This window comes from Pseudomonas sp. SDO5215_S409 (assembly GCF_054071325.1).
In genome coordinates this window covers 14,940-33,099 of sequence record NZ_JBSVWN010000034.1, presented here as the reverse complement: position 1 = coordinate 33,099, position 18,160 = coordinate 14,940, and the positions used below count along the sequence as shown (strand labels likewise).

At 63.2% G+C, this 18,160-nt stretch carries 15 protein-coding genes; 8 read left to right on the top strand and 7 right to left on the bottom strand.

The window, feature by feature from the left end:
* The first annotated feature begins 103 nt into the window (after positions 1 to 103).
* Positions 104 to 2,197: a putative bifunctional diguanylate cyclase/phosphodiesterase gene (locus tag ACW9H9_RS17790; RefSeq protein WP_457344487.1), complete on the top strand. Its 2,094-nt coding sequence runs from the start codon at positions 104 to 106 to the stop codon at positions 2,195 to 2,197.
* 73 nt (positions 2,198 to 2,270) lie between these two features.
* A complete protein-coding gene (locus tag ACW9H9_RS17785; protein WP_457344488.1) occupies positions 2,271 to 3,017 on the top strand; it encodes an SDR family oxidoreductase in 747 nt (248 codons plus the stop codon).
* A gap of 6 nt (positions 3,018 to 3,023) precedes the next feature.
* Here ACW9H9_RS17785 and ACW9H9_RS17780 read toward each other — a convergent pair whose 3' ends face one another.
* The 3 genes from ACW9H9_RS17780 to ACW9H9_RS17770 form a co-directional block, all read right to left on the bottom strand.
* Entirely contained in the window at positions 3,024 to 3,476 is a 453-nt protein-coding gene (locus ACW9H9_RS17780; RefSeq protein WP_457344489.1) for a hypothetical protein, read from the bottom strand.
* Between the two features lie 70 nt (positions 3,477 to 3,546).
* A complete protein-coding gene (mapR, locus tag ACW9H9_RS17775) occupies positions 3,547 to 4,956 on the bottom strand; it encodes a GntR family transcriptional regulator MpaR (RefSeq protein WP_457344490.1) in 1,410 nt (469 codons plus the stop codon).
* 226 nt (positions 4,957 to 5,182) lie between these two features.
* Positions 5,183 to 5,422, bottom strand: a complete 240-nt coding sequence (locus ACW9H9_RS17770) for a DUF3203 family protein (RefSeq protein WP_457344491.1) — start codon at positions 5,420 to 5,422, stop codon at positions 5,183 to 5,185.
* A gap of 120 nt (positions 5,423 to 5,542) precedes the next feature.
* Here ACW9H9_RS17770 and ACW9H9_RS17765 point away from each other — a divergent pair, with 120 nt between their 5' ends.
* On the top strand, positions 5,543 to 6,037 hold the full coding sequence (locus ACW9H9_RS17765) for an MgtC/SapB family protein (RefSeq protein WP_457344492.1): 495 nt from the start codon (positions 5,543 to 5,545) through the stop codon (positions 6,035 to 6,037).
* Positions 6,038 to 6,056: 19 nt separating this feature from the next.
* Here the strand turns inward: ACW9H9_RS17765 and ACW9H9_RS17760 are convergent, their stop codons facing one another.
* Positions 6,057 to 6,215 (bottom strand): hypothetical protein, encoded by a 159-nt coding sequence (locus tag ACW9H9_RS17760; protein ID WP_457344493.1) that lies wholly within the window; start codon positions 6,213 to 6,215, stop codon positions 6,057 to 6,059.
* A 190-nt stretch (positions 6,216 to 6,405) separates the two neighbouring features.
* Between ACW9H9_RS17760 and ACW9H9_RS17755 the strand changes: the two genes are divergently transcribed.
* The 4 genes from ACW9H9_RS17755 to ACW9H9_RS17740 all read left to right on the top strand — a co-directional run bounded on the left by ACW9H9_RS17755 (position 6,406) and on the right by ACW9H9_RS17740 (position 15,247).
* Complete coding sequence (locus ACW9H9_RS17755) at positions 6,406 to 8,394, top strand: alpha-1,4-glucan--maltose-1-phosphate maltosyltransferase (protein ID WP_457344494.1); 1,989 nt, start codon at positions 6,406 to 6,408, stop codon at positions 8,392 to 8,394.
* Positions 8,395 to 8,466: 72 nt separating this feature from the next.
* A complete protein-coding gene (gene treS, locus ACW9H9_RS17750) occupies positions 8,467 to 11,814 on the top strand; it encodes a maltose alpha-D-glucosyltransferase (protein WP_457344495.1) in 3,348 nt (1,115 codons plus the stop codon).
* Complete coding sequence (gene glgB, locus ACW9H9_RS17745) at positions 11,811 to 14,045, top strand: 1,4-alpha-glucan branching protein GlgB (protein WP_457344496.1); 2,235 nt, start codon at positions 11,811 to 11,813, stop codon at positions 14,043 to 14,045. Before treS ends, glgB begins: the two co-directional genes overlap by 4 nt.
* A gap of 74 nt (positions 14,046 to 14,119) precedes the next feature.
* The gene (locus ACW9H9_RS17740) at positions 14,120 to 15,247 is read left to right on the top strand and encodes a diguanylate cyclase (protein WP_457344497.1); all 1,128 of its coding nucleotides are present in this window, start codon (positions 14,120 to 14,122) and stop codon (positions 15,245 to 15,247) included.
* Positions 15,248 to 15,259: 12 nt separating this feature from the next.
* On the opposite strand, the gene ACW9H9_RS17735 is transcribed toward ACW9H9_RS17740, so the two are convergent.
* On the bottom strand, positions 15,260 to 15,679 hold the full coding sequence (locus tag ACW9H9_RS17735; RefSeq protein ID WP_457344498.1) for an organic hydroperoxide resistance protein: 420 nt from the start codon (positions 15,677 to 15,679) through the stop codon (positions 15,260 to 15,262).
* Between the two features lie 155 nt (positions 15,680 to 15,834).
* On the bottom strand, positions 15,835 to 16,686 hold the full coding sequence (locus ACW9H9_RS17730; protein WP_457344499.1) for a CAP domain-containing protein: 852 nt from the start codon (positions 16,684 to 16,686) through the stop codon (positions 15,835 to 15,837).
* A gap of 192 nt (positions 16,687 to 16,878) precedes the next feature.
* Here ACW9H9_RS17730 and ACW9H9_RS17725 point away from each other — a divergent pair, with 192 nt between their 5' ends.
* Positions 16,879 to 17,559, top strand: coding sequence for a GNAT family N-acetyltransferase (locus tag ACW9H9_RS17725; RefSeq protein WP_457344500.1), 681 nt, complete (start codon positions 16,879 to 16,881; stop codon positions 17,557 to 17,559).
* A gap of 65 nt (positions 17,560 to 17,624) precedes the next feature.
* Here ACW9H9_RS17725 and ACW9H9_RS17720 read toward each other — a convergent pair whose 3' ends face one another.
* A complete protein-coding gene (locus tag ACW9H9_RS17720; protein WP_457344501.1) occupies positions 17,625 to 18,002 on the bottom strand; it encodes a COG4315 family predicted lipoprotein in 378 nt (125 codons plus the stop codon).
* Positions 18,003 to 18,160: the final 158 nt, after the last annotated feature.

Below are 18,160 nucleotides of genomic sequence, written 5' to 3'. Positions count from 1 at the left end.
TAGTGGCCTTTTAATAATATTTCCGGTACGCGAGAATTATTCTCGCTACAATCGGCCACTTTTCCCCACGGAGCCTGCCTGCTCCGCTGCCAAGAGAAGTTCGATGCTGATCGGTAGTTATTCCCCCGCCTTGGTCGTGATCTCCTTGTTTGTCGCCATTCTGGCGTCCTACACCGCACTGGACCTGACCGGCCGCATTGCCACAGCCAAAGGCCGCGCCGTGCACCTGTGGATGGCCGGCGGCGCGTTGGCCATGGGCGTGGGGGTATGGTCGATGCACTTTATCGGCATGCTCGCGTTTCGCTTGCCCATCGCCATGGGTTACGACGTTGGCATCACGGCCTTGTCCTTGCTGATCGCCGTGCTGTCCAGCGGGTTCGCCCTGTGGCTGGTCAGCCAGCCTCGCTTGCCCGCCTGGCAATTGGCCTTTGGCGCGTTGGTGATGGGCGCGGGTATCAGCGCCATGCACTACACCGGCATGGCGGCCCTGCGCATGACGCCGGGTATCGACTACGGCCCCGCGCTGTTCAGCGCGTCGTTACTGATCGCCGTCGTCGCATCGGCGGCGGCGTTGTGGATCGCTTTTCACCTGCGGCGCAAGACGCCCCACGTACGCCTGGCCCGGGCCGGGGCGGCGTTGGTGATGGGGGTGGCGATTGTGGGCATGCATTACACCGGCATGGCGGCGGCGCGTTTTGCCGATGGCAGTTTTTGCGGGGCGGCGCTGAGCGGGCTAAGCGGCAAGGGCCTGGACAACCTGGTGCTGGTCACCAGCCTCGCGGTGTTGATCATCGCGCTGGTGACCTCGCGCCTGGACGAGCGCTTGCAGGCCAACACCGCCGTGCTGACCGACTCCCTGACCCTGGCCAACCAGGAACTGACGCACCTGGCCCTGCACGACATGCTGACCGGCCTGCCCAACCGCACGTTGCTCACCGATCGCATCCAGCAAGCCACGCAGCGTGTGAACGAAGAGGGCGGTTGTTTTGCCTTGATGTTTATCGACCTGGACGGTTTTAAGCCGGTCAACGATGCCTTCGGCCATCACCTGGGCGACCAGTTGTTGCAACAGGTCGGGCAGCGTTTGCGCGAGGACCTGCGCAGCCAGGACACCCTGGCGCGCATCGGCGGTGACGAGTTTGTGCTGCTGGTGCAATTGAGCCAGGCCGACGACGCCGCCAGCCTGGCCGAGCGCCAGGTGAGCTTGATCAACCAGGTGTTCCGGGTGGCCGAACATGAACTGAATATTTCCGCCAGCGTGGGTATCGCGCTGTACCCGGGCAACGGCGCCACGCCACCGGAACTGCTGATGAACGCCGACGCGGCGATGTACCACGCCAAGGGCCTGGGCAAGAACGGCTACAGCTTTTTTGATGTGTCCATGAACACCAACGCCCGCAAGCAACTGCAACTGTTGCAGGACTTGCGCAGCGCGGTGGAACACGCCCAGTTTCGTCTGTATTACCAGCCCAAGTTCGACGCGCTCAGCGGTCGCCCGGTAGGCGCCGAGGCGCTGCTGCGCTGGGAACACCCGCAGCAGGGGCTGTTGCTGCCGGACAAGTTCATCGAGCTTGCAGAAAAAACCGGGCTGATCATCGCCATTGGCGACTGGGTGCTCAACGAGGCCTGCCGCCAGATGCGTGTGTGGTTTAACGAGGGTTACCGGGAGTGGCGCATCGCGGTGAACCTCTCGGCGCTGCAGTTCTGCCATGCCGGGTTGGTCAAGAGCGTGGCCGGGGCCCTGGAGCGCCATCAGTTGCCGGCCAACAGCCTGACCCTGGAAATCACCGAAACCACGGCCATGAGCGACGCCGATGCCAGCATGGCGGTGTTGCAGCAGTTGTCGGACATGGGCGTGGACCTGTCCATCGATGACTTTGGCACCGGCTATTCCAGCCTGATGTACCTCAAGCGCCTGCCCGCCAACGAGTTGAAGATCGACCGGGGGTTTGTCCGCGACCTGGAGCACGACAGCGACGACGCCGCCATCGTCTCGGCGATTGTCGCGCTGGGCCAGGCGCTGGACCTGCGCATCGTCGCCGAAGGCGTGGAAACCGATGTGCAACAGGACTTTCTGACCAGCCTTGGGTGCAACTCCCTGCAAGGTTACCTGCTGGGTCACCCGCTGCCCGCCGACAGGTTCATGGCCGATATCCAGCGTGCAGAACACGCCGCGGCACCGGAGCCTGTCACCTGAGCCATGCAAAACCGGCCGGTGGCGGTTATTCTCTGGATCCAACCTTGACCCGTTGAATCAGGAGATCGCTTACATGGACAAAGTCGTCATCATCACTGGGGGCAGTCGTGGCATCGGCGCCGCGACGGCGTTGTTGCTGGCCCGCCAGGGCTATCGGATGTGCATCAATTATCAGTCCAATGAAGAGGCGGCCCACCGGGTACTGGAGCAGGTACGGGCGCTGGGCGCGCAGGCGATTGCGGTGCGCGCGGATGTGAGTATCGAAGACGAGGTGATCCGCCTGTTCAACCGGGTCGATGCCGAATTGGGTCGGGTCACCGCGTTGGTCAACAATGCGGGCACCGTGGCGCACAAGTCACGGGTGGACGAGATGTCCGAGTTTCGCGTGCTCAATATTCTCAAGACCAACGTGCTGGGCCCGATCCTGTGTGCCAAGCACGCGGTGCTGCGCATGTCGCCCCGCCATGGCGGGCAGGGCGGCAGCATTGTCAACGTGTCGTCGGCGGCCGCCCGGCTGGGGTCGCCGGGCGAGTATGTCGACTACGCCGCGTCCAAGGGCGCGCTGGACACCTTCACCCTGGGGCTGGCCAAGGAAGTGGCCGGTGAGGGTATCCGTGTCAACGGTGTGCGCCCGGGGTTTATCTACACCGAGTTTCACGCGCTGAGCGGCGACCCGGACCGTGTCAGCAAGCTGGAGCCGGCGATTCCCATGGCCCGGGGCGGGCGTGCCGAAGAAGTGGCCGAAGGCATTGTCTGGCTGCTTTCCGATAAGGCTTCCTACGCAACCGGCACCTTTATCGACCTGGCGGGTGGCCGCTGAGCGGGCTCAGGTCGGCAAATAGCGCAGCACGCGAAAGCCGCTGTGCGAAAACTCCTTGAGGATACTGGCTTCCGAATGCGGGACGGTGACGTAGCCGTCGCGCCGGAAGCCGTCCACGCGCCCGTTGCGGCTGCGGCTGGCGGTGAGCTCCCGGTCATCGAGGTTATCGATGAACTTCAGCACTTTTTCCAAGGTGTAGGCGGCATCGGCGCGCGCCTGTGGGTTGGGGTTGGCGTCGGTCCAGTCGCCGACCTGGCGTTTGAGCTCGTCCCCCACCTCGTAATGGTCGCGGCTGTTGAGAAAGCGCCTGAGCACCGGGCTTTGTTCGATGATGCGCTCTGCCGAGCGGTGGTCACCGTGGGGGCGGCTGACGGGGCCGGTCATCTCGCGCACCTGTTGCTGCTCGGCCGCCCGCATGTAGTGGGGCGGCACCGGGAAAGGCTTGTTGCATATGTTCATGAGGCGCCTCAGGTCTGGTTCAGGACGCTCCCTCTGTGGCGCAGTTGCCGCGTGCGGTTCCGGCCCCGCTTTAAAAAGAACGCACGATGCGCCCTAACGTTTCCATGGCTTTTTCCGACGTTTCATCCCACGGACTTCCGTAATTCAGACGGATGCAATGAGCAAAGCGCCGGGTCGGTGAAAAGATCGGCCCGGGCGCGATGCTGATGCCCTGGGCGGCCGCCATGTGGAACACCTTCAGCGAGTCGGTCTGCTCCGGCAGCTCCAGCCACAGGAAATAACCGCCCGCGGGCTGGCTTACCCGGGTCTGGGCCGGGAAGTAGCGCGCGATGGCCGCCCGCATGGCGCTCTGCTGTTCTTCCAGGGCGTAGCGCAGTTTGCGCAAGTGGCGGTCATAGCCGCCGTGTTGCAGGTAGTCGGCGATGGCTGCCTGGGCGGGCATCGACGGGCTCAGTGATGTCATCAGCTTTAAGCGCTCGACCTTTTGCGCATACCGCCCGGCGGCCACCCAGCCGACCCGATAACCCGGGGCCAGGCTCTTGGCGAACGAACCGCAATGCAGCACCAGGCCTTCGGTGTCAAAGGCCTTGGCGGGTTTGGGCGCCTGCTGGCCGTAATACAGCTCGGCGTAAACGTCGTCTTCGATCAGCGGCACCTGGTGGCGGCGCAACAACGCGACCAGTTCCTGTTTTTTGGCTTCGGGCATTGTCGCGCCCATGGGGTTCTGGAACGTGGTCATGCACCAGCAGGCCTTGATCGGGTAACGCGCCAGGCTTTGCGCGAGGACTTGCAAGTCGATGCCATCGCGCGGGTGCACGGGGATTTCCACGGCCTTGAGCTTTAACCGTTCGAGGATCTGCAAGCTGGCATAGAACGCCGGTGCCTCGATGGCGACCAGGTCGCCCGGTTCGGTCACGGCTTGCAGGCACAGGTTCAGGGCTTCCAGCGCGCCGTTGGTGATCAGCAGCTCTTCCATGGGCAGCATCAGCCCGCCGACCATGTAACGCAGGGCAATTTGCCGGCGCAGTTGCGGGTGGCCCGGCGACATGTCGGTGACCACCACGCGCGGGTCCATTTCCCGGCTGGAGGTGGCCAGCGAGCGGGCCAGGCGTTGCAACGGAAACAGCAGCGGGCTGGGAAAGGCCGAGCCAAAAGGCACGGTGTTGGGGTCTTTGATGGACTCCAGCACCGAAAACACCAGCTCGCTGACGTCCACCGGGGTGGACTCCTGCACCTGGGCGCTCACCGCCGGTTCAGAAAACCGGCTGGGCGCGTACGTGTTGACGAAATACCCGGAGCGCGGCCGGGCGCGGATCAGGCCGCGTCGCTCCAGCAGGTAGTAAGCCTGGAACACGGTGGAGGGGCTGACGCCGTAGGTCTGGCTGGCGTAACGCACCGACGGCACGCGCTGGCCCGGGCCAAGTACGCCTGAGCGGATCAGTTCTGCGATGTCGTCGGCGAATTTCTCGTAGCGTTTCATCAGGGCCTGCCGTGGGTGAAGGGGGCACCGCAGGGCTCGGCCATGGCGACGCTGACTCGGGCGGATGTTGTCGGGCAACGAATTATGCCCGCAGGTCTGTTTGCATAACAGGCGCAGGCAAGGCAATAAAACACGGATCAGAAGGCAGAAGGCCTGCCTGCAGCACCGCCCCGCACCCCACTGGGCAGGGGTGCGGTCGGTTTGACGCGCTATTGAGCCGGCTCGGTCAAATCAGCGAATCACCGCTGTCGGCCTTCACATGTTTGCGCGCGTCGCGGGCTCCGGCAACGGTCAGCGCGTCGGCCTCGGCTTCGGTGATGTAAATGCGCTCGGCGTCCAGGGCCACATAAGACATGGCCTTGGCGCTGTCGGTGCTGACGGTCACTGCGCTGGCCGCACGGCGCTGTTCCTCGCCGGCGGCGTTGAGGGTGAAGTAACAGGTCTGGTTATCGATGCGTACGGGCATGGTGATCTCCGTCTACAAGGGGTGATGAACATTAGGGCCGCTGCGGGCCTGAGGGTTCTGCGCAACTGACTGACGGTCGGCGCTGTCCATCGTTCATCGACCCCTTGAAAGGAAACGCCCATGGACGCCTGGTGGCATGAAGTCTGGCAAACCCTGCAAGCGGAATTCGCCGACATCGGCGATGCCCGTCAACTCACCCAAGTCACCGTTCGACTGCTGATCGCTGCCGTGCTGGGCGCCATCCTGGGGTTTGAGCGAGAGCACAAGGGCAAGGCCGCCGGGGTGCGCACCCACATGTTGGTGGCGTTGGGCGCGGCGTTGTTTGTGCTGGTGCCGCAAATGTCGGGCAGCCAGGCCGATGCCATGAGCCGGGTGCTGCAAGGGGTGATTGCCGGGATCGGCTTTTTGGGCGCCGGCACCATCCTCAAGGGCAAGGAGGACGAAGAGGGCCAGCACGTCAAGGGCCTGACCACCGCGGCCGGGTTATGGATGACCGCCGCCATCGGCGTGGCGGCCGGCATGGGGCGCGAATCGACGGCGGTGTTGAGCACCTTGCTGGCCCTGGCGGTGTTCAGCGTGATGCCGCGCATCGTGCGGCTGCTGGAAAAGGACTGATCCCTTTCCAGCAGGGCGTTTAGACGATCACCGGCGGCACTGGCGCGGGGGGCTCTTGTACCGGCGGTGGGGCGTCATCCGGCGGCTCTTGGTCGGGCACCGGGCCAGGTTCAGTGGGCGGCAGCGTCGGTTTGTCGATGTTGGGGTCGGGCGTTTCCGCAGGGATGGGGATTGTCATCGGTCTGGCCTCCTTTGTGCTTTGCTGTAGGCGGTGGACCACGGGCCGGGGCATTTGATTCCCCGCCCGGTGGCGTCACATCCACCTGAACTTTTCACGGCGGGGCAGGCTCGGAAACTGTACGGCACGGCTCGGGCAGAGCGTCCGACCAAGTACTGAAGCGTCCACGGGGCGTAAGGGGAGAGGCTCGATGACAGCTGAAACGTGGAAGCCGCAAGACGCCTTGTTGCCACTGTCCCAGGCATTGCTGATGCCCAGGATCGCGATTGAAAGCACCATGCCTGTGATCGACGGCGGCGCATTTGCCGTCAAGGCGGTGGTGGGCCAACGGATCAACGTGACCAGCAAGGTCTTTGCCGACGGCCACGACAAGCTCGCTGTACTGATTCGCTGGCGCGCGTTGCGTGACGAGCAATGGCAGCGTGCAGTCATGGTCGATGTGGGCAATAACGGCTGGGAGGGCGCGTTTACCGTGGCCGCTCAAGGGCCGCATGAATATTGCATCGAGGCCTGGCTGGATACCTTTGCAAGCTTTGGTTACGAGCTGCGCAAAAAACACGAGGCCGGGGTGCCGGTAAGCCTGGAATTGCAGGAAGGCCGCAGCCTGGTGCTTCAGGCCGCCGAACGCAGTGAACACGAGTTGCGCGACCAGCTGATGAGCCTGCACCACCAGTTGTCCGGCCTGCTGGAAGCCGAGCAGGTGGCGTTGTTTCTGCACGAAGACAGTGCACAGTTGATGGCCCAGGCTGACCACCGGCCTTACCTGAGCATCAGCCCGGTGTATGCGGTGGACGTGGAGCGCCAGGCCGCGCAGTTTGCCAGTTGGTACGAGCTGTTTCCGCGCTCGATCACCGACGATGCGGCCCGGCACGGCACGTTTAATGACGTGCACGCGCGCTTGCCGATGATCCATGACATGGGGTTTGACGTGTTGTACTTCCCGCCCATCCACCCCATTGGCCGCGCCCACCGTAAGGGCAAGAACAATTCGCTCACCGCCGGTCCCGATGACCCGGGCAGCCCGTACGCCATTGGCAGTGAAGAGGGCGGCCACGCAGCGATTCACCCTCAATTGGGCACCCTGGAGGACTTTCGCCGCCTGGTTCGCGCGGCTGCCGAGCATGGCCTGGAAATCGCCCTGGACTTTGCCATCCAGTGCTCCCAGGACCACCCATGGCTCAAACAACACCCCGGCTGGTTCAACTGGCGCCCGGACGGCACGATCAAATACGCCGAGAACCCGCCGAAAAAGTACCAGGACATCGTCAATGTCGACTTTTACGCCGCCGATGCCATACCCAGCCTCTGGACCGAACTGCGTGACATTGTGGTGGGCTGGGTGGACGAGGGTGTGAAAACGTTTCGTGTGGACAACCCCCACACCAAGCCGCTGCCGTTCTGGCAATGGCTGATCGCCGATGTGCGCGGCAAGTACCCGGACGTAATCTTTCTGGCCGAGGCCTTCACCACCCCGGCGATGATGGCGCGGCTGGGCAAGGTCGGGTACTCGCAGAGCTACACCTATTTCACGTGGCGCAATACCAAGGCCGAGTTGAGCGAATACCTGACCCAGTTGAACCAATCGCCGCTGCGCGAATGCTACCGCCCGAACTTTTTCGTCAATACCCCCGACATCAACCCAGGCTTTTTGCATGAGTCCGGACGGGCAGGGTTTTTGATCCGTGCGGCGCTGGCCACCATGGGCTCGGGCTTGTGGGGCATGTACTCGGGCTTTGAGTTGTGCGAGGCGGCGCCAGTGCCGGGCAAGGAAGAGTACCTGAACTCGGAGAAGTACCAGATCCGCCCCCGCGACTTCACCGCCCCCGGCAACATCGTGGCCGAGATCGCCCAGCTCAATCGCATCCGTCGGCAGAACCCGGCGCTGCACAGCCATTTGGGCGTGCAGCTCTACACGGCGTGGAACGACAACATCCTGTACTTCGGCAAACGCAGCGAGGAGGGCGATAACTTCATTCTGGTGGCCGTCAGCCTCGACCCGTTCAACGCCCAGGAGGCGCATTTCGAGCTGCCGCTGTGGGAGCTTGGCCTGCCCGACGACGCCCAGACCCAGGGCGAAGACTTGATGAACGGCCATCGCTGGACCTGGTACGGCAAGACCCAATTCATGCGCATCGAGCCGTGGCACCAGCCTTTCGGCATTTGGCGCATCACGGTCTGACTCGCGTTCGCGCAGCGCCCCGGGGCCATGGCCCCGACGATCCTGTTATTCACGGTTTTCCAGGAGCTTCAAATGGCGAAGAAATCCACCTCGGCCACTTTTATCAAAGACCCGCTCTGGTACAAGGACGCGGTGATCTATCAAGTTCATGTCAAATCCTATTTCGACTCCAATAACGACGGTATTGGCGACTTTCCCGGCCTTATCGCCAAGCTCGATTACATCGCTGACCTGGGCGTCAACACCATCTGGCTCTTGCCGTTCTACCCCTCGCCACGCCGTGATGACGGCTACGACATCGCCGAATACCGGGGCGTGCACAGCGACTACGGCACCCTGGCCGACGCCAAGCGCTTCATCGCCGAAGCCCACAAGCGCGGCTTGCGAGTGATCACTGAGCTGGTGATTAACCACACCTCCGACCAGCACCCCTGGTTCCAGCGTGCGCGCAAGGCCAAGCCCGGCTCGGCGGCGCGGGACTTTTACGTGTGGTCCGACGACGACCAGAAATACGACGGCACCCGCATCATTTTCCTCGACACCGAAAAGTCCAACTGGACCTGGGACCCGGTGGCCGGCCAGTACTTCTGGCACCGCTTCTACTCGCACCAGCCGGACCTCAATTTTGACAACCCGCAGGTGATGAAAGCGGTGCTCAGTGTGATGCGCTATTGGCTGGACATGGGCATCGACGGCCTGCGCCTGGATGCCATCCCGTACCTGATCGAGCGTGACGGCACCAACAACGAAAACCTTCCCGAAACCCACGATGTGCTCAAGCAGATCCGTGCCGAGATCGACGCAAATTACCCCGACCGCATGCTGCTGGCCGAAGCCAACCAATGGCCGGAAGACACCCAACTGTACTTTGGTGACCAGAAGGGCGACGACGGCGACGAGTGCCACATGGCGTTCCACTTCCCGTTGATGCCGCGCATGTACATGGCGCTGGCCCAGGAGGATCGCTTCCCGATCACCGACATCCTGCGCCAGACCCCGGAGATTCCGGCCAATTGCCAATGGGCAATCTTTTTGCGCAACCACGATGAACTCACCCTGGAGATGGTCACCGACAAAGAGCGTGACTACCTGTGGAACTACTACGCCGCCGACCGCCGTGCGCGCATCAACCTGGGGATCCGCCGACGCCTTGCGCCATTGATGGAGCGCGACCGGCGCCGCATCGAATTGCTCAACAGCCTGCTGTTGTCGATGCCCGGCACCCCGACCCTGTATTACGGCGATGAAATCGGCATGGGCGACAACATCTACCTGGGCGACCGCGACGGCGTGCGCACGCCCATGCAGTGGACCATCGACCGCAACGGCGGTTTTTCCCGCGCCGATCCGGCCAGCCTGGTGCTGCCGCCGATCATGGACCCGCAATACGGCTATCAGTCGGTCAATGTCGAAACCCAGGCCCAAGACCCGCACTCCTTGCTCAATTGGACCCGGCGCATGCTGGCCATCCGTAAACAGTCCAAGGCCTTCGGGCGTGGCAGCCTGAAGATGCTCTCGCCGAGCAACCGCCGCATCCTGGCCTATACCCGCGAATACACCGGGGCCGACGGCAACACCGAAATCATCTTGTGCGTGGCCAACGTGTCCCGCAGCGCCCAGGCGGCAGAGCTGGACCTGTCGGCCTTTGCCGGGATGGTCCCGGTAGAGATGCTGGGCGGCAACGCCTTCCCGCCGATCGGCCAGCTGAATTTCCTGCTGACCCTGGCGCCCTATGGCTTTTACTGGTTTGTGCTGGCGGCAGAAAACCAGATGCCGAGCTGGCATGTGGAACCGGCCCAGAGCATGCCGGACTTCACCACGCTGGTGCTGAAAAAACGCCTGGAAGAACTGCTGGACGCGCCGTGCCGCACCACGCTGGAGCACACGAGTTTGCCGGCCTGGCTGCCCAAGCGGCGCTGGTTTGCCAACAAAGATGCGGCGATCGAAAACGTGCACATCGCCTACGGCGTGCGTTTTGGCGACCCGCAGCACCCGGTGCTGTTCAGTGAGGTCGAGGTGACCACGGCAGGGCAGGTCAGCCGTTATCAACTGCCGTTCGGATTTCTGGGCGAAGACCAGTTCACCACCGCCTTGCCCCAGCAACTGGCGCTGGCCCGGGTGCGCCGCGTGCGCCAGGTGGGGCTGGTGACGGACGCCTTCAGCCTCGACACTTTTGTGCGCACGGTGATCCAAAGCCTGCACGCCCATACCGTGCTCGACACCGACGATGGCCCGATCCGCTTCGAAGCCACCGAGCACCTGGCCGCGCTGCAACTGGGCGACGAGCCGCCGGTGCGTTACTTGTCCGCCGAGCAGTCCAACAGCTCGGTGGTGGTGGGCGAGCACCTGGTGCTCAAGCTTATCCGCAAGGTCAGTGCCGGGGTGCACCCGGAGCTGGAGATGAGCGCTTATCTGACCCAGGCCGGTTACGCACATATCTCGCCCCTGCTGGGCTCGGTGATACGCCGGGATGGCCAGGGCCAGGACAACTTGCTGATGATCGCCCAAGGTTACTTGAGCAATCAGGGCGATGCCTGGGGCTGGACCCAGAACAACCTGGAGCGGGCGATTCGCGACGAACTGGCTGAGGCGATCTCCGAGCAGGAGCAGCACTACAACGCCTTGGGCGAGTTGGCGGATTTTGCTGCGCTGCTGGGCCAGCGCCTCGGGGAAATGCACGTGATACTGGCCGGGCCCACCGACCATCCGGACTTCACGCCGCAACTGACGTCCCTCAAGGACAGCCAGCACTGGGCCCAGCAAGTGGGGGCGCAAGTCGAGCGTGCGTTGCAATTGCTCGAGGCGCATCAACATCAGTTGAACCCTGCCGATCAAGCGCAGGTCAGTGATCTGCTGGCGCAGAAAAAAGCCATCGCCCGTCATGTGCAAGCGTTGGCCAAGGCCACGGTCGGCGGTTTGCGCATTCGGGTGCACGGCGACCTGCATTTGGGCCAGGTGCTGGTGGTGAAAGGCGATGCCTACCTCATCGACTTTGAAGGTGAACCGGCGCGACCGCTGCACGAGCGGCGCGGTAAACACAGCCCCTACAAGGATGTGAGCGGGGTCTTGCGCTCGTTTGACTACGCAGCGGCGATGGCGCTGAGCGGGCAGGGCATGGACCTGTCCCCCGAGGCCGACGCGTCAAGACAGCGGGTTGCGGACCGTTACTTGCAAGAAGCCCGACAGGCATTTACCCAGGCCTATCACCACGCGGCGTCTACACTGGCGCATGACTGGCAGGATGCCAGCGGCCAGGACGCTGCGCTGACGTTGTTCAGCCTGGAGAAGGCTGCGTATGAGGTGGCCTATGAAGCGGAAAATCGTCCCGCCTGGTTGCCGGTGCCGTTACACGGTTTGCACGGGCTGCTCAGGGGGCTTGAACCCTTATCGAAAACTGCACGCGGTGGGAAGACGTCATGAGTGTTACGAACAAAGAACCGCTGCAGACAGCCTTGAATCTGATGCCCGCGCCCCACGACATCGAAGCCTTGGTGCGCGCCGAGCACCCCGACCCGTTCGCGATCCTGGGGCCCCATGACGACGGGAGGGGCGGGCAGTTTATCCGCGCATTCCTGCCAGACGCCCTGAGCGTTCAGGTGGTGGCCCAAGACAGCGGCGAACCGCTGGGCGACCTGGCGTCGACCTCGGTGCCGGGGTTGTTCGCCGGTCAGTTCGCCGGTCGCCAGCCGTATCTGCTGAAGATCCAGTGGGCCGGGGGCGAGCAGATCACCGAGGACCCTTACAGCTTCAGCCAACTGTTGCTGGGTGAGATGGACCTGTACCTGTTTGCCGAGGGCAACCACCGTGACCTTGGCCGCTGCTTTGGCGCGCAGGTCACGCACGTCGATGGCATCGAGGGGGTGCGTTTTGCCGTGTGGGCGCCCAACGCTCGGCGGGTGTCGGTGGTCGGTGACTTCAATATTTGGGATGGCCGCCGCCACCCCATGCGCCTGCGCCATCCGGCCGGGGTCTGGGAAATTTTTATCCCGCGCCTGCAACCGGGGGCTGCCTATAAATATGAAATCCTCGGTGCCCACGGGATCCTGCCGCTCAAGGCCGACCCGGTGGCATTGGCCACCCAACTGCCGCCAGACACCGCGTCCAAAGTCGCCGCCCCGTTGCTGGTGGACTGGCAAGACCATGACTGGATGCAGGCCCGCGGCGAGCGGCAGGCCACCCGCGCGCCGCTGTCGATTTACGAGTTGCACGCCGGTTCCTGGCAATGCGAACTGGACGACGCAGGCGAGGTTGCCCGCCCGTTCACCTGGCGCGAATTGGCGCAGCGGTTGATTCCGTATGTTCAGGAACTGGGGTTCACCCACATCGAACTGATGCCGATCATGGAGCACCCGTTTGGCGGCTCGTGGGGTTATCAGGCGTTGTCGCAATTTGCCCCGAGTGCGCGTTTTGGCTCGCCGGAGGACTTCGCATTTTTCGTCGATGCCTGCCATCAGGCGCAGATCGGCGTGATTCTCGACTGGGTGCCCGCGCATTTCCCCACCGACACCCACGGCCTGGCGCAATTTGACGGCACGGCGTTGTACGAATACGGCAACCCCCAGGAAGGTTTCCACCAGGATTGGGACACGCTGATCTACAACCTGGGCCGCACCGAGGTGCACGGGTTCATGCTGGCGTCGGCGTTGCACTGGCTCAAGCACTTCCATGTGGACGGCCTGCGCGTGGATGCGGTGGCGTCGATGCTCTATCGCGACTATTCGCGCAAGGCGGGCGAATGGGTGCCCAACCGCCACGGCGGGCGCGAAAACCTGGAAGCCATCGACTTTTTGCGTCACCTCAACGACGTGGTCGCCCTGGAAGCGCCCGGCGCGCTGGTGATCGCCGAAGAGTCCACGGCCTGGCCGGGGGTGAGCCAGAGCACCCAGCAGGGCGGCCTGGGCTTCAGCTACAAATGGAACATGGGCTGGATGCACGACTCGCTGCACTACATCCAGCAAGACCCGGTCTACCGCGCCCATCACCATAACGAGCTGAGTTTTGGCCTGGTCTATGCCTGGTCCGAGCGCTTTATCTTGCCCATCTCCCATGACGAGGTGGTGCACGGCAAACACTCGCTCATCGACAAAATGCCCGGTGACCGCTGGCAGAAGTTCGCCAACCTGCGCGCCTACCTGAGCTTTATGTGGATGCACCCCGGCAAAAAGCTGTTGTTCATGGGCTGTGAGTTCGGCCAGTGGCGCGAGTGGAACCACGACCAGCAACTGGACTGGTACTTGCTGCAATACCCCGAGCATCGGGGCGTGCAAAAACTGGTAGGGGACCTCAACCGGCTGTACCGCGAAGAACCGGCACTGCATGAACAGGACGACGCGCCACAGGGGTTCCAATGGCTGATTGGCGATGACGCGATCAACAGCGTCTACGCCTGGCTGCGCTGGAGCAAGGCGGGGCGCCCGGTGTTGGGGGTGGCCAACTTTACCCCGGTGCCGCGTGAAGGCTACAAGGTCGGCGTGCCGTTCGCCGGGTGCTGGGAGGAAGTGCTCAACAGCGATGCCGACACCTATGCGGGTTCCAATTACGGCAACGGTGGGGCGATTTCGACCGGGGACGAGCCCCATCATGGTCAGGCCGTGTCGCTGTCGTTGAATCTGCCGCCGCTGGGCGTGCTGATTCTGCGACCGCAAGGCTGACAAGGGCTCTGGCGTGCTAGGTGGCAGGGTGCCACAATGGCACTTTGTCATAGCAGCAAGATCAGGCGGACCAGATGAATGGCCTTGGGCGTGGGCAGGACCAGGATTGCTACATAGAAGAGCAGGTCCGCACGGATCGTTTACACCAGCTGTTTCGCCAATCGTTTTCTGCCCTGTTCGGCAGTTATCTGGGTGCGATCATGCTGTGCTGGCTGTGCTGGGAGCGCTTCGATCACGGCGTGGTCGTGGTGTGGATGGTGCTCCTGGGGGCGTCTTCCTTGCTGCGCCTGGCCATGTTCGTGGCCTGGTTTCGCTGCCCGCCCGCTGAGCGCACACCGGCGCGGTGGGAACGGCCTTACTGGCTCACGCTGATTTTGTCCGCGGGCATCTGGGGGCTGGGCGCGCTGACGCTTATACCGACCGATGACCGGCTCTCCCAGGGGTTGGTCGTGCTGTTCACGGTGGGCATGTCGGTCAGTGCCGTGTCCTGTTATTCGGCGTACCGCTCCATGACGCTGGTGTCGATGGGGTTGGTGTTGCTGCCTTCCACCCTGTGGATGTTGCTTCAGCCCTCGTCGATGCAAACCGGCGTGGCGCTGGCGGTGCTGGTGTTCTCCTCGTTTGTGGTGAGTGCTACGCGCAAGTTGTCCGATGCGCTGGAAAAAGCCTTCCGCCTGACACGCCAGATGGAACGTGCCCACAACATTTCCGCCCGCGCAGCACAAACCGATGAACTGACCGGCCTGATGAACCGCCGCGCGTTTTTCGAGCAGGCCCAGGCCCTCTACGAAAAGTGCCGGCACAACCGCCAGCCGCTGTGCGCGCTGATGATGGACATGGACCACTTCAAGCAGATCAACGACACCTACGGCCACCAGGCCGGTGACCAGGTGCTGCGTCAGATCGGCGCGGTAATTAGTGCCTCGTTTCGCCAGACCGATGTGTATGGGCGCCTCGGCGGTGAAGAGTTTGCCGTGTTGCTGCCCGACACCTCCCTTGAAACCGCGCAAGGCATCGCCGAGCAGCTGATCAAAGCCATCGCCGGGCTGACCACGGCGCCGGTCCAGGGCCTGACCGCCAGCCTCGGCGTGGCCTCCACCCATATGCGCGACCAGGACTTGCACGGCTTGATGCACACCGCCGATCAGGCGCTGTACCGCGCCAAGGCCCAAGGGCGCAACCAGGTGGCGGTAGCGCCGTAGCGGGCAGGCGTCTCAGACCAGGGTGATCTGCACCTCGATATTGCCGCGCGTGGCCTTGGAGTACGGGCAGGTCTGGTGGGCGCCGTCGATCAGCGTCTGCGCCAGCACAGGCTCGATGCCGGGCAGGCTGACCGTCAGGCGCGCTTGCAGGAAATAGCCCAGTTGCGGGCTGTTGACCAGGTCCACCTCGGCGTCTACCGCGGTATCGGCCGGCAGGCGCACGTCAGCGGCCTTGGCGGCCAGGCCCAGTGCACCAATGAAGCAAGCCGACCAACCGGCGCCAAACAACTGTTCGGGGTTGGTGCCTGCCGCCTTTGCGCCCGGTGGGGCCAGTTTGATGTCCAGGCGCAGGTCGTCGCTTTGGGATGCGCCTTCACGCCCGCCGGTGGTGTGGGTCTTGCCGGTGTAAAGCACTGTGCTGTTCTGGGTCATGATGGTTTCCTAATGAGTGGCCCGTTCGCGATCGACGTGATGGCGGGGTGTGCACAGGAAACCGCGGCGGCGTATCTGCACTGTGTCACCGCACCCCCCGCACGGCCTCGGACTGTGTAAGGCGGCGGCGGGGATACAGTGAGATACAAACCGCGCTATTGCACGCCGAACACGCTGGTCCAGTAGATGCCCGCGTCGCTGCGCGGGTCCATCGCATAGGCGGCGCCCATGTCGTGCATTTGCGGGTTCATCAGGGCCGCGCAGTGCGCGGGGCTGGCGAGCCAGCCTTCGACCACCTTGCGGGGGTTATCCAGGCCCGCGGCGATGTTTTCGCCGATCTGCTGGCCGATATAACCTGCCAGCTCGGCACGGTCGCCTGGGGTGCGGCCGTCGTGGTCCAGGTGGTCGAAGAAATTCCCGTTGGCCATGTTGCGCGAATGCCCGGCGGCCGCGTTGGCCAGGTCGTCGTTCCAGTTCAGCGCGGTGGTGGCGCTAAACGTTTGGGCACCGCACTGGTGGGGTTGCTGGCGGGCGGTGTTGATCAGGCTCAGCACCTGTTTGCCCTCGGTTTGCCATTCGCCCAGGCCTGCGCTCAACAGCGGGCGGGCCAGCACGATGCGCCAGTCCTGGCCGTTGCTGCTGACACCGATGTCGACAAACTGCGGGTCGAGCACCACCCGGCAAAAACTTTCCCGCACGGCCTTCATCGCGGCCTCGGCATTGCGCGGGCCGGACAGGCTGATGGCCTGCACATTGACCATCGGGTACGCCGCCCGCGCCAGCGCCTGCTGCAGGTCGCCAACACTATTGACCGGCAAGACCAGCCGCGTGTCGGCGGTGAGCGGGGGCAGCTCCTGGGAGCCTTGATTGCCGCAACGTTGCACCTGGCTGCGGTACTGATTGATCGAATCCACCAACAGGCTTTCTTCACTGGCCGACGCTGCGCCGCTGAAGACCAGAGTGGCAGCCAGCGTCGTAAGACCCATCATCAATGACAGAACGCGCATGGACGATTCCCTTGAACTTGAAAGCGCCCATGATGCGCGATGTAGGGGCCTCGGTGCACCCGTTGGTCTGAAGTTTTTGCACGCAGGCTCATTCCTGTCCCCGCCTTGCGGGTTCAACGGCGGTTTGCGCGAGGGGGTTGGCATAAACAGGTACAATCGCCACCGTCTTGCCGCGAAACACCAGGAATTGCAATGTTCAGCCTTACCCGCTACGAAACCCCATGCCCCGAGCCCGTCAATGCCCAGATCCTGCAAATGGTGGTCGACTACCTGACCGACATCAGCAGCATTGCGCTGACGCCGAGCAACCTGCTGTACAACATCTACCAGTATGCGATCGGCTATGAAGTGCACCTGTACCTGGCTGCGCTGGATGGCACCCAAGGCATTGCCGTCGAATTGATCGTGGCCCTGGACGAGCAGGAGCAGGTGCTGGGCTTTGTGTTGTACTTGCCGGTCAAGGACGACCCGCAGGCGTGCGGCGTGGCCTACATGGCCGTGCGGGCCAGTCACCGGCGCCAGGGCGTGGGGCGGGCGATGATCCAGGAAATGCTCGCCCGCTACCCGCATGCCGAGCTGGCCTGCGCGGTGGAAAAGGTGCCGGTGTTCGAGTCGCTGGGCTTTCAAGTGCGCGGTGTGCGTGGCACCCAGGTGTTAATGAACACGCGGGACTACAGCACCGATGGCCTGATGGGGGTATTGGAGGTGGCGTCGATCTACAGCTCGCTGGAGGTGCGCCAGATTCATACCTACCTGCTGCAACGTCACGGCAAGCGGGCGATGATCGATGCAGAAAAACAGCGCGACCGGCACCTCGACCAGTTGGCTCGCAAGGCCCAGGCTTTTGTGCGTGAACGCCAGGCAAACCGCTAAACCCCACCTATAAAAAAACCTCCCTGGCGATGCGCGACAGGGAGGTTTTTTTGACCCGCTAACCCTTATGGGCGAGCCAGGTCCCAGTTGCCGCCAACGCCGTCACCGGTGATGTCGCCTGGCTTGCTGTCTTTGACCCAGGTGTACAGGGCCTGGCCTTTGTAGGCCCACTGCTTGCCGCCATCGTCACGGGTGATCACGGTGTAGCCGTCAGCATCTTTGGCACCGGCCGAGGCGGTGAAGGCCGGCCAGTTGGCCAGGCACTGGCCGTTGCACACCGACTTGCCGGCGCTGTCTTTGGCGAAGGTGTACAGGGTCATGCCTTTGCTGTCGGTGAGGACCTTGCCTTTGGCGCTGTCGGCCACTTTGGCAGGGGCGGCGAATGCCATGGACGATGCGCAGGCAATCACCACAGCGGCAGCGAGCGAGAATTTTTTCAACATGAAGAAGCTCCTGGGGGTATCTACGTTGTAATGGGGTACTGGCCTTGTGCTTTATTTCACAAGGCGTACTCAGGTAAACACCCGCCACGGCGCTTTATTCCGTTATGCCACGCACTTTTTTTGCGGCGCTGCTTCTGCTGATGGTTTCACCGTGGTGC